The organism is Rhizobium sp. WW22, assembly GCF_047041135.1.
Taxonomy (GTDB): Bacteria; Pseudomonadota; Alphaproteobacteria; order Rhizobiales; family Rhizobiaceae; genus Rhizobium.
In genome coordinates this window covers 837921-853681 of the sequence record NZ_CP178198.1, presented here as the reverse complement: position 1 = coordinate 853681, position 15761 = coordinate 837921, and the positions used below count along the sequence as shown (strand labels likewise).

The 15761-nt window shown below is 58.9% G+C and carries 13 protein-coding genes and 1 pseudogene; 7 read left to right on the top strand and 7 right to left on the bottom strand.

Translation table 11 applies throughout. The features are described from left to right. Positions 1 to 88 precede the first annotated feature (88 nt). From ACK83U_RS04315 to rsmA, 6 genes and pseudogenes are all read left to right on the top strand, one after another. Positions 89 to 1267: an LptF/LptG family permease gene (locus ACK83U_RS04315; RefSeq protein ID WP_112410671.1), complete on the top strand. Its 1179-nt coding sequence runs from the start codon at positions 89 to 91 to the stop codon at positions 1265 to 1267. Further along, a pseudogene (lptG, locus tag ACK83U_RS04310) lies at positions 1264 to 2348 on the top strand (LPS export ABC transporter permease LptG). Before ACK83U_RS04315 ends, lptG begins: the two are co-directional and overlap by 4 nt. Then, on the top strand, positions 2349 to 4754 hold the full coding sequence (locus ACK83U_RS04305; protein WP_112607305.1) for an LPS assembly protein LptD: 2406 nt from the start codon (positions 2349 to 2351) through the stop codon (positions 4752 to 4754). 209 nt (positions 4755 to 4963) lie between these two features. After that, positions 4964 to 5908: a peptidylprolyl isomerase gene (locus tag ACK83U_RS04300; protein ID WP_112607307.1), complete on the top strand. Its 945-nt coding sequence runs from the start codon at positions 4964 to 4966 to the stop codon at positions 5906 to 5908. A 7-nt stretch (positions 5909 to 5915) separates the two neighbouring features. Next, positions 5916 to 6941 (top strand): 4-hydroxythreonine-4-phosphate dehydrogenase PdxA, encoded by a 1026-nt coding sequence (pdxA, locus tag ACK83U_RS04295; RefSeq protein WP_112607618.1) that lies wholly within the window; start codon positions 5916 to 5918, stop codon positions 6939 to 6941. After that, positions 6941 to 7768 (top strand): 16S rRNA (adenine(1518)-N(6)/adenine(1519)-N(6))-dimethyltransferase RsmA, encoded by an 828-nt coding sequence (gene rsmA, locus ACK83U_RS04290; RefSeq protein WP_112607309.1) that lies wholly within the window; start codon positions 6941 to 6943, stop codon positions 7766 to 7768. Before pdxA ends, rsmA begins: the two co-directional genes overlap by 1 nt. Before the next feature lie 6 nt (positions 7769 to 7774). Here the strand turns inward: rsmA and gmk are convergent, their stop codons facing one another. The 7 genes from gmk to fabD all read right to left on the bottom strand — a co-directional run bounded on the left by gmk (position 7775) and on the right by fabD (position 14471). Further along, positions 7775 to 8437 (bottom strand): guanylate kinase, encoded by a 663-nt coding sequence (gmk, locus tag ACK83U_RS04285; RefSeq protein ID WP_015339363.1) that lies wholly within the window; start codon positions 8435 to 8437, stop codon positions 7775 to 7777. Positions 8438 to 8440: 3 nt separating this feature from the next. Then, positions 8441 to 9328: a YicC/YloC family endoribonuclease gene (locus tag ACK83U_RS04280; RefSeq protein ID WP_112607311.1), complete on the bottom strand. Its 888-nt coding sequence runs from the start codon at positions 9326 to 9328 to the stop codon at positions 8441 to 8443. A gap of 108 nt (positions 9329 to 9436) precedes the next feature. Beyond that, positions 9437 to 10651 carry an endolytic transglycosylase MltG gene (gene mltG, locus ACK83U_RS04275; RefSeq protein ID WP_112410674.1) on the bottom strand — a complete coding sequence of 405 codons (1215 nt, stop codon included), beginning with the start codon at positions 10649 to 10651 and terminating at the stop codon, positions 9437 to 9439. A gap of 212 nt (positions 10652 to 10863) precedes the next feature. Then, positions 10864 to 12126, bottom strand: coding sequence for a beta-ketoacyl-ACP synthase II (gene fabF, locus ACK83U_RS04270; RefSeq protein ID WP_112410675.1), 1263 nt, complete (start codon positions 12124 to 12126; stop codon positions 10864 to 10866). 114 nt (positions 12127 to 12240) lie between these two features. Beyond that, on the bottom strand, positions 12241 to 12477 hold the full coding sequence (locus ACK83U_RS04265; protein ID WP_004122114.1) for an acyl carrier protein: 237 nt from the start codon (positions 12475 to 12477) through the stop codon (positions 12241 to 12243). 286 nt (positions 12478 to 12763) lie between these two features. Continuing rightward, on the bottom strand, positions 12764 to 13501 hold the full coding sequence (gene fabG, locus ACK83U_RS04260; RefSeq protein WP_112607313.1) for a 3-oxoacyl-[acyl-carrier-protein] reductase: 738 nt from the start codon (positions 13499 to 13501) through the stop codon (positions 12764 to 12766). 25 nt (positions 13502 to 13526) lie between these two features. Continuing rightward, entirely contained in the window at positions 13527 to 14471 is a 945-nt protein-coding gene (fabD, locus tag ACK83U_RS04255) for an ACP S-malonyltransferase (protein ID WP_112607315.1), read from the bottom strand. 194 nt (positions 14472 to 14665) lie between these two features. Between fabD and ACK83U_RS04250 the strand changes: the two genes are divergently transcribed. Next, the gene (locus tag ACK83U_RS04250; RefSeq protein ID WP_112607317.1) at positions 14666 to 15709 is read left to right on the top strand and encodes an aldo/keto reductase; all 1044 of its coding nucleotides are present in this window, start codon (positions 14666 to 14668) and stop codon (positions 15707 to 15709) included. The last annotated feature ends 52 nt before the right edge of the window (positions 15710 to 15761 follow it).

Below are 15761 nucleotides of genomic sequence, written 5' to 3'. Positions count from 1 at the left end.
GTTGGTTGTCGCCAAAAAAACGCAAACAGCGTAGAGGAGGGTGAATCTCTGTCGGCTTGCACGGCAGCTGTTGCGTTTAAGGGCCGGCATGAAGTTATTCGAGACATATATCGTACGGCGTGTCGGTATGATGTTCCTGGTGGCACTGCTGCCGGTGCTCGCTATTATCTGGACCACCCAGGTTCTGCAGCGCATCAACCTCGTGACCGATAGTGGTCAGTCCATGGGCTCCTTCGCAAAGCTCGCGACGCTCATTCTGCCGACGATTATCCCGATCGTTCTGCCTTTCGCATTGGTCATCGGCATCACGCAAACCTTGACCGCGATGAACAGCGATTCCGAGCTGACCGTCATGGAAGCTGCCGGCGCGAAGCGCAGCATCATCATCCGCCCGATCATGATTCTCGCCATTGCGATTAGCGTGTTCTCCTTTTTCGTCGACAATGTCGTCGAGCCGAGAGCCCGCGTCGCTGCCCGTCAGATGGTGGCCGAGGCCTATGCGGACCTTTTGTCCACAGTGATCGAAGAGAAGAACTTCCGGCGCATCGAGGACGGGCTCTATGTCCAGATTTCGCAGCGTCTGTCGGGACGCATCCTCAAGGGATTGTTTGTGGTCGATTCGCGCGATCCCGCCTTCGATCTCATCTATTATGCGAAGGAAGGGGCGGTCGACCCAAGCGGTACGTCGCTGCTCATGAAGGACGGTGAAGTTCACCGCAAAACACCCGACGGCACCGTCTCGGTCATCAAGTTCGATTCCTACTCTTTCGACCTCTCGGACATGACGCAAAGTCGCGGCCAGCCAAATGCGCGAGCCAGCGATCGCAGCCTCGGTTTCCTACTCAATCCGGACACGAACGATCCGGACTATAAGCAAAGGCCTGGCGATTATCGGGCCGAGTTGCATCGGCGGCTCAACGACTGGGCACTGCCGGCAATCTTCGCGTTGATATCTCTGGTGATTGCGGGCGATGCGCGGTCACATCGCGAGGCGCGGCTGCATCCGATGGTGTCGGCGCTGGGCATAGCGTTCGCGCTACGCTGGGCCGACTTCTACGCCGCCAACCAGATTGACCATTCGACCAAATTCATTGGCGTTCTCTACGGCATCAATATCATCGCAGCACTTATCGCGATTGTCCTCTTGCTGCGAAGCCGGAAGATGGCGATGCCCGTCTCGATCCGCAACCGCCTCAACAACTGGAGACAAAAAATCCAGGACCGCATGCCGACCGCACCGGGCAGCTCGAACGGGGGCGGTGCATGATTTTCGGCACGCTCTGGCGCTACTTCTTCACGCGTTACATCGTAACGACGTTCTGGTTCTTCCTTGGCGTCGTCTCGATCGTCTATCTCGTCGACTTCAGCGAGACCGCCGGGCGTCTTGCCGGACTGCCCGGATACACCGTGTCCGTCGGTTTGCTGATGACGGCGGTCAGGCTGCCGTTCATACTGCAGCAGACAGTACCGTTCATCGCGCTCTTCGTGGGCATGACGGTGCTGATCGCCCTCAACCGCCGCCGCGAACTGGTTATCGCGCGCGCGGCTGGCATCTCCGTATGGCAATTCATGACGCCCTTCGTGATGGGCGCTTTCTGCGTCGGTCTCATGACCATGCTCGCGCTTAATCCGATTGCGGCATGGGGTCAGCGACATGCTGAAACAATCGAAGCCGACCTGCGCGGAGACCCGTCCTATCGCAATACGCTTTCTGTTCCGTGGCTGCGCCAATCCAGCGGAAAAGACGACACGATCATCGGTGCCAAGGCCATTCTGAACAATGGAACGACGTTGACCGGTGTCGTGTTTATCCACTTTGATTCACAGGGGAATATCGTCCTGCGGCAGGATGCCGACTCGGCTAAGTTGCAAGATGGTTACTGGCTTCTTAACAATGTCGTCGAGCGGCGGCCTGGTGAAATTCCCGACCACAAGAGTTCGGTACAGTTCGTACGAATCTGAAACAGGATTTCGTTTCGCAACGCTTGGCTCAACCGGAAACCATTGCTTTTTATGATCTTTCTAATCGAATAAGGGTCGCACGCTCCTTCGGCATATCGACCAACGCACTTGAGACACAGTTTTATTCGCTTCTGTCACAGCCATTCCTTCTGGTGGCAATGACGCTGATTGCGGCAACCGTGTCCCTAAAATTCAGTAGATTCAATCAATCGCGCTCTGTGATTCTGGGTGGAATCCTCTCCGGCTTCGTGCTTTATGTTGTCACCGTGCTTGTAAAGGCATTCGGGAGCAGCGGAGTGGTTCCTCCCTATGTGGCGACATGGATACCCGTGATCGTCGCATTGGCATTCGGAGCAACGATCCTGCTTCATCAGGAGGACGGCTAAGTGGCGGCAGGCAACCGCAAGAGTATCAGAAAGTTTGTGGCTGCCCTGGTTACGGGCACGGCCGCATGTGCATATATTTTGAGCCCGGTCGTCGCTTACGCCCAGGTCAACAATAATAATGCCAGCAATAACAATGGCGGTGCCGGCACTGCGACCTCCCCTATCAAGGTGAAGGTGCCGGACGGTGCAAAGCTAGTCCTTTCGTCCAACGAACTGGTCTATAACAAGGATACGCAGATCGTCACCGCAAGCGGTGCGGTCCAGATCAACTATGGCGGCTACAGGATGGTCGCTCAGCGGGTCGAATATAATCAGAAATCCGGACGAATGACGGCGCTCGGCAATGTCGAGCTGATCACGCCGGACGGCAATCGCATGTACGGTGACAAAATGGACGTCACCGACAGCTTCTCCGACGGGTTCGTGAACGCCCTTCGTATTGAAATGCCTGACAACACCCGAATGGTCGCCGAAAAGGGCGAGCGTGTCGGCGGCAATCAGCTGATTCTTACAAAGGGCGTTTACACCGCCTGCATGGCCTGCTCCGAACAGGGACGTGCGCCGCTGTGGCAGGTCAAAGCACAACGCGTCGTCCAGAATGGCGTGACCCATACCATTCGTCTCGAGCACGCTCGCTTCGAATTGTTCGGCCTGCCGATCGCCTATGTTCCGTGGGTCACGGTTCCCGACAATACGGTCAAGCGCAAGTCCGGCTTCCTATTTCCGTCGGTCAGCGTTTCGCAGCGTCTCGGCGTTGGCGTAAAGGTTCCTTACTATTACGTCATCTCGCCGAGCATGGATGCGACGGTCACTGCCACGGGCTTCAGCAACCAGGGGCTGTTGCTCGAGGGTGAATTCCGCCAGCGTTTCGAGAATGGCACGCATACCCTGCGCGTTGCCGGCATCAGCCAGATGAATCCGGACGCCTTCACGGCCGGGACGACCGATGCCGAGAACAAAACTCGCGGCATGATCAATTCCAAGGCCGACTTCAGGATCAATCCTCGCTGGACTTTCGGCTGGGACGTCATGGTGCAAAGCGATAACAATTTCTCGCGCACCTATGGACTGGACGGGCTCACCCAGAGCACCCATACGAACCAGGCCTATCTGACAGGTATCGGAAAGCGCAATTTCTTCGATATGCGCGCTTTCTACTATAACGTGCAGGATACAGACAATAATGCCACGGCACAAAAGCAGCAGGCATATGTCTATCCGAGCATCGACTATCACTACGTAGACCCGAAGTCGGTTTACGGCGGCGAGCTGTCGGCAACGATGAACTTCACGCACCTGTCGCGCGAGAAGACATCCGCACTCGACAACGTAGTCAATCTTGGCGATGCCAACTTGAACGACCGTTTCCTCGGCCTCTCCGGCGACTATACGCGCCTGAGCACCGAGGTGCAGTGGCAGCGTACCTTTACGACCGATGAAGGCCTTGTGCTGACGCCATTGGCGGCGGCGCGCGGTGACGTCTATGGTCTGGATATGAACTCGCCCAACTCTTTCGGCACATCGTTCAACTATCCCGGCAATTACGACACCAGCGACTATGCGACCCGTGGCATGGTCACGGCGGGCCTCGAAGCCAAGTATCCGTTCCTCATCACGACAAGCAACAGCACGCACGTGTTCGAGCCGATCGCGCAGATCTATGTGCGGCCGGACGAGCAGCTTGCTGGTCGGTTGCCGAACGAAGATGCACAGAGCTTCGTTTTCGACGCCACCAATCTCTTCGATCGTGACAAGTTCTCGGGCTTCGATCGCATCGAGGGTGGTACACGCGCGAATGTCGGATGGCGTTATACGGCCAGCTTCGACAGCGGTTACAAGCTTCAGCATATCTTCGGACAGTCCTATCAGCTCGCGGGCCGCAATTCGTTTGCGACCGACGATCTGGCTGGCGTCGGTTCGGATTCGGGGCTTGAAACGACCCGTTCCGACTACGTCACCATGTTCGGCCTGACGACACCGCAAGGTATTTCGCTCGCGACATCCTATCGCTTCGACCAGAAGGATTTCGCTTTCAAGCGCGGCGATACATCTGTCGGCTTCTCGAACGATGTGTTCCAGACATCCTTGATCTACACGCATATTGCAGCCCAGCCGCAATATGGTTTCACCAGCAATCAGGATGAAATCCAGTCGCGCGCGCAGATCAAGTTCAAGGAATACTGGTCCGTCTTCGGCACAGTCAGCTATGATCTCAACAGCAATGAGATCACCCGCCAGGGCGCGGGTCTTTCCTACGAGGACGAATGCACGATCTTTACCGTGTCCTTCCTCGACAAGAAGGATTCGACGGCCAGCTCGGCAAGCAATTGGTCGATCGGCGCTCGCCTGACCTTCCGTACGCTTGGCGATGTCAACCTTGGCAGCGTCCAGGACGCGACATTCTGATATGAATCGAAACTGCAAAAGAGCCGGCTTCACCGCCGGCTCTTTTGCATGGATGCGGCTTGCTGTTTCCGACGTCATTGTTTCGCCGCAAGGATTTTGCAATTCATCGCGCTTGATGTAGACATGTGGCGCAAAGTTGCCGTATTGCGCGACAGGCGCACCAAAACGGCGCAATGCTGGCAGGAAATACCTTTGGGAAGGGGTAATTGATGTTTTCTGGAAATGCACCGATGCGCGCTCTGGCGTTTGGAGCGGCGGCCTTGGTTATGGCGAGCTTCGCCGTGCCGAGCAGCGATGTTGCTTTCGCAGCAAGCGAAGTGAAAGTTCTCGTCAATAGCCAGGTGATCACATCCGGTGACATCGCCAAACGCGTCGCCTTTCTCAAATTGCAGCGTCAGAAGGGCGATCTGAACAAGCTCGCCAAGGAGCAGCTCGTCGACGAAACGTTGAAGCGCGCGGAGATTTCCCGCCTGCGCATGTCTGTTTCAACGACGGACGTCGATGCCGCTTTTGGCCGCTTCGCCTCCAGCAACAAGATGACACCGGCGCAGCTTAGCCAGATTCTGGAAAAGGCCGGCGTCGGCGTTGATCATTTCAAGTCCTATATCGCCGTTTCCATGAGCTGGCCACGGGTTGTCAATGCACGTTTCGGCGCAAGAAGCCGGATGTCGAACGACGATCTCGTGACGCGCATGACGGAAAACAAGACAAAGCCCGTTACGACCGAGTATTTCCTGAAGCAGATCATTTTCGTCGTACCGGCAGCAAAGCGCAACGCGATCCTGAATGCGCGCAAGGCAGAAGCCGAGGCGTCACGGTCGAAGTTCCCTGGCTGCGATCAGGCGAAGGTCTTTGCCGCTACGATGCGCGATGTCTCCGTCCAGGATCTCGGCCGTGTGCTCGCACCGGAAGTCCCGGAAATGTGGAAGCCGATGCTGGAGAAGGCTTCCGGCAATACAACCGCTCCCATCGTAACCGATCGTGGCGTCGAATATGTGGCCATTTGTTCGCAACGCCAGGTGAACGATGACGTCGCCGCTGCCGCCGTGTTCCGCGCCGAGGATATCGGCAAAGATAAGGCCGCAGGCGTCAGCGCCAACGATAAGAAGTACATGGATGAACTGCGCTCCAAGGCGCAGATCGTCTATCGCTGATTTGACGATGCCGCCGCGCTCCTCCCTCCCCCTTGCGCTCACGCAGGGGGATCCGGCTGGCATAGGCCCCGACATTACGCTCGCCGCCTGGCTGCGCCGTGGCGAGTTGAATTTGCCGCCCTTTCTGTTCCTCGGCGATGCTGCCGTGCTTGCGGCGCGTGCCTCGCAGCTCGGCTTGACCGTACCCCTGCAGGTGGCCGACCCGGCGACTGCCTGCGATATCTTTCGGGGTGCGCTGCCGGTCCTCCCGATCGAGGCCGGAATGGATGTTATCGCCGGCGAACCGCATGTCGCCACCGCCAAGGGTACGATCGCCGCCATAGAGATGGCTGTTTCTCTCAGTATGAGCGGCCAGACATCCGCAGTCGTTACCAATCCGATTGCCAAATCGGTGCTCTATGATGCCGGTTTCGGCTTTCCCGGCCATACGGAATTCCTGGCGGATCTTGCAACGCGCGCCACTGGAAAGCCGGTCATGCCGGTCATGATGCTTGCCGGGCCGAAGCTTCGCGCGATCCCAGTCACCATCCATATTCCGTTGAAGGAAGTGCCGGGAGCGCTGACCTCCGACCTGATCGCCGAGACATGCCGGATTACCGCTCACGACCTCCGCGTCCGTTTCGGCATCTCCAAGCCGCGCCTTGCCGTGGCAGGCCTCAATCCGCATGCTGGAGAGAATGGCGCGCTCGGCAAGGAAGACGACGAAATCGTGCGGCCTGCAATCGACAAGCTCCGCTCCGAGGGCATCGATGCATTCGGCCCCCTGCCCGCCGACACCATGTTCCATGACGATGCCCGTCGACGTTACGATGTCGCGATCTGCATGTATCACGATCAGGCCTTAATCCCAGCCAAGGCGCTCGGCTTTGACGATTCCGTCAATGTCACGCTCGGCTTACCCTTTGTCCGCACGTCTCCGGATCATGGCACGGCCTTCGGCATCGCCGGCAAGGGCATTGCCAAGGAAGACAGCCTGGTTGCCGCCCTGAAGCTGGCGAGCGAGATCAGCAGCAAGACCGGAAACAATCCCTGATGGCCGCTCTCGATGGCTTGCCACCCCTTCGCGATGTAATCCAGCGCCATGGCCTCGATGCGCGCAAGGCGCTTGGGCAGAACTTCCTTCTCGATCTCAATTTGACTCAGAAGGTCGCGCGCACAGCGGGATCACTCGTGGGTGTTACCGTTTTCGAGGTCGGGCCCGGACCGGGCGGTCTTACGCGCGCCATCCTCGCGCTCGGGGCGGCCAAGGTCATCGCCGTCGAACGCGATGCGCGCTGCCTGCCGGCGCTGGCCGAAATCGCCGATCACTATCCGGGCCGGCTCGAGGTGATCGAAGGCGACGCGCTGAAGACGGATTTCGCCGCCCTTGCCCCGCAAGGGCCAGTCAAAATCATCGCCAATCTGCCGTATAATGTCGGAACGCAGCTTTTGGTGAACTGGCTGCTGCCGGCGCAATGGCCGCCTTTCTGGCAATCCCTGACGCTGATGTTCCAGAAGGAGGTCGGTCAGCGGATCGTGGCGCAGGAGGATGATGACCATTACGGCCGGCTTGGCGTGCTCTGCGGCTGGCGGACATTGGCTCATATGGCGTTCGACATATCTCCGCAGGCCTTCACGCCCCCGCCGAAGGTGACCTCGACGGTTGTGCATCTGACACCAAGGGAAAACCCCATTCCTTGCTCAGTCGACAAGCTGGAGAAGGTGACACAGGCCGCGTTCGGCCAGCGCCGCAAGATGCTGCGCCAGAGCCTGAAGCCAATTGGTGGCGAAGCCCTGCTTCTAAAGGCCGATATCGACCCACAGCGCCGCGCAGAAACGCTTTCGGTAGAAGAATTCTGCCGGCTGGCAAACTGTCTGTAACCGGCTTTACAGCTTCGGCGTCTCTTCCAGCAGATCGCGAACGAAATCGAACATGCCATGCCGGCGGTCGCGGCGCAGGCGCTCGGCCTTGACGATCGACTGAACGGCGTCGAAAGCAACGTTCAGATCGTCATTGACGATGACATAGTCGTATTCGCGCCAGTGAGCGATCTCGGCCCGGGAATTGGCGAGACGCATGGCGATGACCTCTTCGGAATCCTCAGCACGGCGATGCAGGCGCGACTGCAGCTCCGTCATGGTCGGTGGCAGCACGAAGATGGAGACGACATCGGCCGGCATCTTCTCCTGCAACTGTTGCGCACCCTGCCAGTCGATATCGAAAAGCATGTCGCGGCCCTCTGCCATGGCAGTCTCCACGGGCTCGCGCGGTGTGCCATAGAAATTGCCATGCACCTCGGCCCATTCCAGCAGGGAGTCTGAATCGCGAAGGCGCTCGAACTCGCGCTGTGAGACGAAATGGTAGTGCACGCCCTCGATTTCGCTCGGCCTGCGCTGCCGCGTCGTGACGCTGACGGAGAGGCTCACCTGCTTGTCCTTATCGAGCAGTGTGCGCGCGATCGTCGACTTGCCGGCACCTGACGGCGAGGAGATGGCTAGCATCAGCCCTCGGCGGGCGATTGGAATGGATGTGGATGTCGCCGGCTTCATGGCCTACTCCAAATTCTGGACCTGTTCGCGGAACTGGTCGATAACCACCTTCAGTTCGATGCCGGCGGCAGTAACCGCCGCTGCATTCGACTTCGAACAGATGGTATTCGATTCCCGGTTAAATTCCTGTGCAAGAAAATCGAGCTTTCGTCCGACAGGGCCGCCCTTGGAGATGAGATCGCGCGCCGCCGCCACATGCGCTTTGAGACGATCGATTTCCTCGCGCAGATCGGCCTTGGTGGCGAGAAGGGCCGCTTCCGCATGCAGTCTGTCGCGGTCGAGGCCGGACGAGCCATCGAGAAGCATCGACACCTGCGTGGCTAGCCTTGCAGCAATTTGCTGCGGCGAACGAGTGGGATCACGCTCGACCGTCGTCGTCAATGCCTCGATCGTTGCCACATGGCCGAGCAGCACCTTGCCGAGTGCATCTCCTTCTTGCCGGCGCATGTCGCTGAGATCACCGAGCGCGGCCTCAAGGCCGATCATGATATCGACATCTCGGGCAGCGACCGCATCTTCATTTTCTTCGGCTTCCTTGAATTCCACCAAGCCGCGCACGGCCATCAGGCTTTCCAGTCGCAACGGCGCGGGATCGACGATGCCGGCCAGCTGATCGCGCAGCGCCAGGACCGCCGCCAGCGCATCCTGATTCACGACGACCTCGACGCGGCTCTCTTCGATGGAAAGGGAAAGGTTGACCTGCAGGTTGCCGCGCGTGAGCCGATCCGCAATCGACTTGCGGACATCAGCCTCAAGGCGCTCCAGGCCTGGCGGCAGACGCAGACGGACATCCAATCCCTTGCCGTTCACGGAGCGCAGCTCCCATGCCCAACGGCCACGACCGCTCGTTCCCTCACGCCGGGCAAAACCGGTCATGGACTGCAATGCCATGCAAGCCTCCGATAATTCTATCCCCATCCAACGAAAGTCTTCGCATTATGGGTCAATGTAAAGTGAATCCGCGCCGCGCTTCCTATGCAAGCCGCGGCGCAGTGAGGATCAGTTGGTTTTCTTCTTCTGCTGTGCGCCTGAGCCGGGAGCGACGGCAGCATCGTCGGGCTGACCGTCCACGGCAATGGCGCTGGGATCTTCACCCTTCTCGGCAACCAGCTTGCGCCAACGCCTGACATTGGCGTTGTGCTCGTCCAGCGTTGCGGCGAAGACGTGTCCGCCCGTGCCGTCAGCGACGAAATAAAGGTCCTGCGTCTTCCACGGATTGGCAACAGCCTCCAGAGCGTCCCTCCCAGGATTTGCGATCGGTGTCGGCGGCAAACCCTTGATGAGGTAAGTATTGTAAGGCGTGTCCTTCTTCAGGTCGGACTGATAGATCGGACGGTCGGCCGGCTTCCCTTCGCCGCCGAAGAGGCCGTAAATGACGGTAGGGTCAGATTGCAGACGCATACCCTTGCCGAGGCGGTTCAGGAAGACGGATGCGACGTGCGCACGCTCATCGGCAAGACCGGTTTCCTTTTCCACAATGGAGGCCAGCGTGACGAAATCCTGCTTATTCGCCAACTGCACGCTTGAGTCGCGCTTTTCCCAGATCTGCTCGACCAGCTTCGTCTGCGCGGCCTCCATCTGCTGAATGATTTCCGTGCGTTTGGTGCCGCGCGTGAACTTATAGGTGTCAGGCCTCAGGCTGCCCTCCGGCGGCAGCGCCGACGGCAGATCGCCTTCCAGCACGGTATCGGCCTGCAGCTTATTGAACATCTGCCGAATCGTCAGGCCCTCAGGCAGGGTAACGGAATAGAGGATCGACTTGCCGGACTTCAGCAGTTCCATGATATCCTTCATGGAAGCACCAGCCTTGATCTCATATTCGCCGGCCCGAAGAGTTTCGCCGTCATGGAGATAGGTGGCCGTCAGCCAGCGGAAAATGCGCTGATCGCTGATGATGTTGTTGGATTCAAGGCGATTGGCGATCTCGCCGAGACCGGCACCATTCCGAACGATGAAATTCGTATTGGTCGTCAGCGGACCGGGGCCCTGATAGATCGAAAACGCGTAATAGGCGCCGCCGATCGCAACGACGGCAACAAAAACTGCCAGCGTCATCAGGAAGTTCAGAAAGATGACCATCTGGCTGCGGGCTTTGCGCGAACGCTTCGGCGGGTCCGGAACACGCTCCGGACGCAAGGCTTCATTGGCCGACTTCGGGATGATCGGCCCTTTCTGCCCGTTCGGAGTTCCATTGCTCTGGTTCGTATCGCTCACCGGCAATCCCTTCCCTTTTGTGATTGCCTGCTCTTTGGCCAAGCAATGCGGCAAAAAACAGGTTCAGAAGATAAGGCGGAACCGAGGCTCCGACTTCGACCGATCAGGCGTTCCCGCACCGCATTCCCGAAAAAGACGAAGGCGCAGCAACAATGAAGAATGCGGGCGAGGTTGCCGAAAGACATCCCCGCTGTCACCGTTATGCGTTGTTATTAAGCCTCATAGCGACGCAGAACAAGCGATGCATTCGTGCCGCCGAAGCCGAAGGAGTTCGATAGCGCGACGTTGATTTCGCGCTTGCGGGCCTTGTGCGGAACGAGATCGATGGCGGTTTCGCGTTCCGGATTGTCCAGATTGAGCGTCGGCGGGGCGATATTGTCGCGGATGGCGAGCGTGGCGAAGATCGCTTCGATCGCACCAGCGGCGCCGAGCAGATGGCCAGTGGCCGACTTGGTGGACGACATGGAGATCTTCGACGCGGCATTGCCGACCAGCCGCTCGACTGCGGCAAGCTCGATCGTATCCGCCATGGTGGAGGTACCGTGTGCATTGATGTAGTCGACATCGGCCGGCGTCAGACCTGCGCGCTTCAAAGCCGATGTCATACAGCGGAATGCGCCTTCGCCATCCTCGGACGGAGCAGTGATGTGGTGCGCATCGCCCGAGAGGCCGTAGCCTACCACTTCGGCATAGATCTTGGCGCCACGTGCCTTGGCGTGTTCGAGCTCTTCAAGCACGACGATCCCGGCGCCCTCGCCCATGACGAAGCCGTCACGGTCGCGATCATAGGGGCGCGAGGCCTTCTGCGGCGTATCGTTGAAGTCCGTCGACAGCGCCTTACAGGCGGCAAAGCCGGCAAGCGAAATGCGGCAGACCGGAGCTTCGGCACCGCCGGCAACCATGACATCGGCATCGCCGAGCATGATGAGGCGGGCGGCATCGCCGATCGCGTGCGCACCGGTCGAACATGCCGTGACGACGGCATGGTTCGGGCCGCGGAGCTTATGGCGGATCGAGACCTGCCCCGAAACGAGATTGATGAGACGCCCTGGGATGAAGAAGGGCGAGATGCGGCGCGGACCCTTGTCGCGCAGCGTATAGCCGGCTTCGACAATGCCTTCGAGGCCACCGATGCCCGAGCCGATCATCACGCCCGTTGCAATCTGATCCTCGTCCGTTTCCGGATGCCAGCCGGCATCGGCCAGCGCCATATCGGCGGCCGCCATGCCATAGATGATGAAGGGATCGACCTTGCGCTGCTCCTTCGGCTCCATCCAATCGTCAGCATTGAACGTGCCATCGGTGCCGTCGCCTACGGGAATTCGGCAGGCAATCTTTGCCGCAAGATCCTCGACCTCGAATTCAGTTACGAGGCGAGCGCCGTTGTGCCCAGCGAGCAACCGCGTCCAAGACACCTCAGTGCCACAGCCCAAAGGTGATACCATGCCGGTACCCGTGATAACGACACGTCTCATCGCCCGCAGACCCCCGTCTTTTTATGATGATATGCGTATAAATAGGTTTCGGCCGGCATCGCCGGACGAAATAGGGCGGACTCTTCAGCCCGCCCTGTTAAAAAGCGCGAATGATTAGGCCTGGGCCTTCTCAATGAACTTTACCGCGTCGCCGACCGTCAGGATCGAGTCGGCAGCGTCGTCCGGAATTTCAACGCCGAATTCTTCTTCGAAGGCCATGACCAGTTCGACGGTGTCGAGCGAGTCCGCACCCAGATCGTCGATAAAGCTTGCGCTTTCAACAACCTTGTCGGCGTCAACGCCAAGATGATCAACAACAATTTTCTTTACGCGTTCTGCGATATCGCTCATGTCGGTTTCCTCGACCTTATATCCTGATGAGAATGCCTTGTGACATCCCTACCCTAATTCAAACCTGCAGCATCTGTTCCGACGCCGCTGGCAAACCCGTTCAACCCGGCATTGAGATCCGGTCCAGCGCCTTGAATACGGCCCAGTCCGCCTGAATTTTCCGGACGACTGTTCACAGTCATGGCCCGCTTAACACGGTTTAAGTCTGTCGCAAAGCCAGAAAATAGCCGGCTCCGGGTTGCTCAACATGCTATTGGCGGGAAAGTACCCTCCAACAGCAATTCCTTTAGATCATTGCCATGCCGCCATTGACGTGGATCGTCTGACCCGTGACGTAGCTGGCTTCCGAAGATGCAAGATAGGCGACGGCGGAAGCGACTTCCGCGCCAGTGCCCATGCGCTTCATGGGAATGGCACCCATGATGGCTTCCTTCTGCTTGTCGTTCAGCTTGCCCGTCATCGCGCTTTCGATGAAACCCGGGGCAACGCAGTTGACCGTAACGTTGCGCGTCGCGATTTCCTGGGCTAGCGACTTGGTGAAGCCGATCATGCCGGCCTTGGAGGCGCAATAGTTCGCCTGGCCCGGATTGCCGGTCACACCGACGACCGAAGTGATGTTGATGATGCGACCATAGCGGCGCCGCATCATCGGATGGGTCAGCTCGCGCGTCAGGCGGAAAACGGCCGTCAGGTTGACTTCCAGAACGGCGTCCCAGTCATCGTCGCTCATGCGAACGAATAGGCCGTCCTTGGTGATGCCGGCATTGTTGACGAGAATATCGACGCCGCCAAGCTCCTCTTCGGCCTTGGCGCCGAGCGCCTTGACTTCGTCGCGGTCCGACAGGTTGGCCGGGAAGATCTTGACGCGATCGCCGAGTTCGGAGGCCAGCGTCTCGAGTTTTTCGACGCGCGTGCCGTGCAGGCCGACGATTGCACCCTGCTTGTGCAGGAGCCGAGCAATTTCTTCGCCGATGCCACCGGATGCACCGGTTACCAGGGCCTTGCGGCCGGTCAAATCAAGCATGTGTGTCCCTCGTTCCTTGAATATATCAGGCAAGCAATGCGGCAAGCGCCGTATCTATATCTGCAGCATTGTTGACGGCGATGCCGTTGACCGATTTGTCGATGCGGCGGGCAAGACCCGTCAGCACCTTGCCGGCGCCAATTTCATACAATGTCGTCACGTTGTTGGCGGCAAACCATTCCACCGTCTCGCGCCAGCGCACCTGTCCGGTGACCTGCTCGACGAGCAACCGCGCGATCTCATCGGCGTCGGTAACCGGAGCCGCCTTCACATTGGCGATAACAGGCACGACCGGTTTGGTCTTGGCGACGCCGGCAAGCGCTTCCCGCATGGCGTCCGCAGCAGGCGCCATCAATGCGGAATGGAACGGCGCGGAGACCGGCAGCAGAATCGCGCGTTTCGCGCCCTTGCCGGTCGCAAGTTCCGCTGCTTTTTCGACCGGGGCTTTCTCGCCGGAGATAACGATCTGGCCGCCGCCATTGTCATTGGCGATCTGGCAGGCGCCGAGCGCGGAAGCTTCTTCGCAAACCGCGATGACATCGGCATGTTCAAGGCCGATGATCGCAGCCATCGCGCCGACGCCGACCGGAACAGCCGCCTGCATGGCATTGCCGCGGATGCGCAGCAGGCGCGCCGTGTCGGCAAGCGAGAAGGTGCCGGCGGCACAGAGAGCGGAATATTCGCCGAGCGAATGACCAGCCACATAGGCGACCTTGCTCTTCAAATCGAGGCCACGCGCCTGCAGTACACGGATAACTGCCATCGACACTGCCATTAGCGCAGGTTGCGCATTGGCGGTCAGGGTCAGCTTATCTTCCGGGCCGTTGAAGATAACGTCGGAGAGCTTTTCACCGAGCGCATCATCGACTTCCTCGAAGACGGCGCGCGCCTCGGCGAAATTGTCGGCAAGGTCCTTGCCCATGCCGACGGCTTGGCTGCCCTGGCCGGGAAATGTGAAAGCAACAGTCATTATAAAGCGTCCTTTTGGGGGTCGTTTTGCTTCCCAATGACATTGTTTGCAGCGGAGTCAATAGTGCAAGCCCCGCAGCCGCGCGCTTTTGCGGCTGCGAAGTGCAATGATTTTTTTCTTGCGCTCGCTCAGATCGGGCCTAAATTTGCGCGACCTCGTTCATTTTGACCTTCTCCCATCCCCAAGGTTTTCCCATGAAATATAACAGATTAGGCCGCACCGATATTTCCGTTTCGCAGATCTGCCTGGGCACGATGACTTGGGGCACGCAGAACAGCGAAGCCGAAGCCCATGAACAGATGGACTATTCCGTTCAGAAGGGCATCAATTTCTTTGACACCGCCGAAATGTATCCGACGACACCGGTGGGACCGGAGACTCAAGGCCGCACCGAAGAATATATCGGCACCTGGTTCGAGAAGAGCGGCAAGCGCAAGGATGTCGTGCTCGCCACCAAGGTCGCCGGTCCCGGCCGCGAATATCTGCGCGGCGGACAAGGTCCGGACGCAGCCAATATCAACGCAGCTGTTGATGCCAGCCTGAAGCGGCTGAAGACCGACTACATCGACCTCTATCAGGTCCACTGGCCGAACCGCGGCCATTTCCATTTCCGCCAGAACTGGCGCTATAACCCCTTCAACCAGGATCGCGAGAAAGTCATAGCCGAGATCACCGAGATCCTGGAAACGATGGGCGAACTGGTGAGGGCCGGCAAGATCCGCGCCGTCGGCCTCTCGAACGAGACGACCTGGGGCATCCAGAAATATCTGACGATTGCCGAGCAGAAGGGCCTGCCGCGCGTCGCCACGACCCAGAACGAATATAACCTGCTCTACCGGCATTTCGACCTCGATCTGGCGGAACTGTCGCATCACGAAGATGTTGGGCTGCTCGCCTATTCGCCGCTCGCCGGCGGTATCCTCACCGGCAAATATGTCGGCGGTGCCCGGCCGGCCGGCTCGCGCGGCTCGATCAATCTCGATATCGGTGGCCGCCTGCAGCCGCTGCAGGAACCGCCGGTGAAGGCCTATCTCGAAATCGCCGCCAAATACGGCATCGATCCTTCGAAACTGGCGCTAGCCTACTGCCTCACCAAGCCGTTCATGACCTCGGCTATCATCGGCGCGACGACGATGGCGCAACTCGAGACCGATGTGGCCGCCGCTTATGTGACGCTGCCGGAAGAGGCATTGGCGGAGATCGAGCAGGTGCATCGGAAGTATCCGATGCCGATGTAAAGCGTGTGCCGGTAAGATGCAAAACAACGAATAAACGGGCGAGTTCGCCCGT

Bases quoted from the DNA above. Each gene is read 5' to 3' on its own strand.
- ACK83U_RS04300 (WP_112607307.1), top strand. From the start codon at position 4,964: ATGTTTTCTGGAAATGCACCGATGCGCGCTCTGGCGTTTGGAGCGGCG.
- rsmA (WP_112607309.1), top strand. From the start codon at position 6,941: ATGGCCGCTCTCGATGGCTTGCCACCCCTTCGCGATGTAATCCAGCGC.
- pdxA (WP_112607618.1), top strand. From the start codon at position 5,916: ATGCCGCCGCGCTCCTCCCTCCCCCTTGCGCTCACGCAGGGGGATCCG.
- fabF (WP_112410675.1), bottom strand. From the start codon at position 12,126: ATGAGACGTGTCGTTATCACGGGTACCGGCATGGTATCACCTTTGGGC.
- ACK83U_RS04315 (WP_112410671.1), top strand. From the start codon at position 89: ATGAAGTTATTCGAGACATATATCGTACGGCGTGTCGGTATGATGTTC.
- fabG (WP_112607313.1), bottom strand. From the start codon at position 13,501: ATGCTTGATTTGACCGGCCGCAAGGCCCTGGTAACCGGTGCATCCGGT.
- ACK83U_RS04265 (WP_004122114.1), bottom strand. From the start codon at position 12,477: ATGAGCGATATCGCAGAACGCGTAAAGAAAATTGTTGTTGATCATCTT.
- ACK83U_RS04250 (WP_112607317.1), top strand. From the start codon at position 14,666: ATGAAATATAACAGATTAGGCCGCACCGATATTTCCGTTTCGCAGATC.
- gmk (WP_015339363.1), bottom strand. From the start codon at position 8,437: ATGAAGCCGGCGACATCCACATCCATTCCAATCGCCCGCCGAGGGCTG.
- fabD (WP_112607315.1), bottom strand. From the start codon at position 14,471: ATGACTGTTGCTTTCACATTTCCCGGCCAGGGCAGCCAAGCCGTCGGC.
- ACK83U_RS04280 (WP_112607311.1), bottom strand. From the start codon at position 9,328: ATGGCATTGCAGTCCATGACCGGTTTTGCCCGGCGTGAGGGAACGAGC.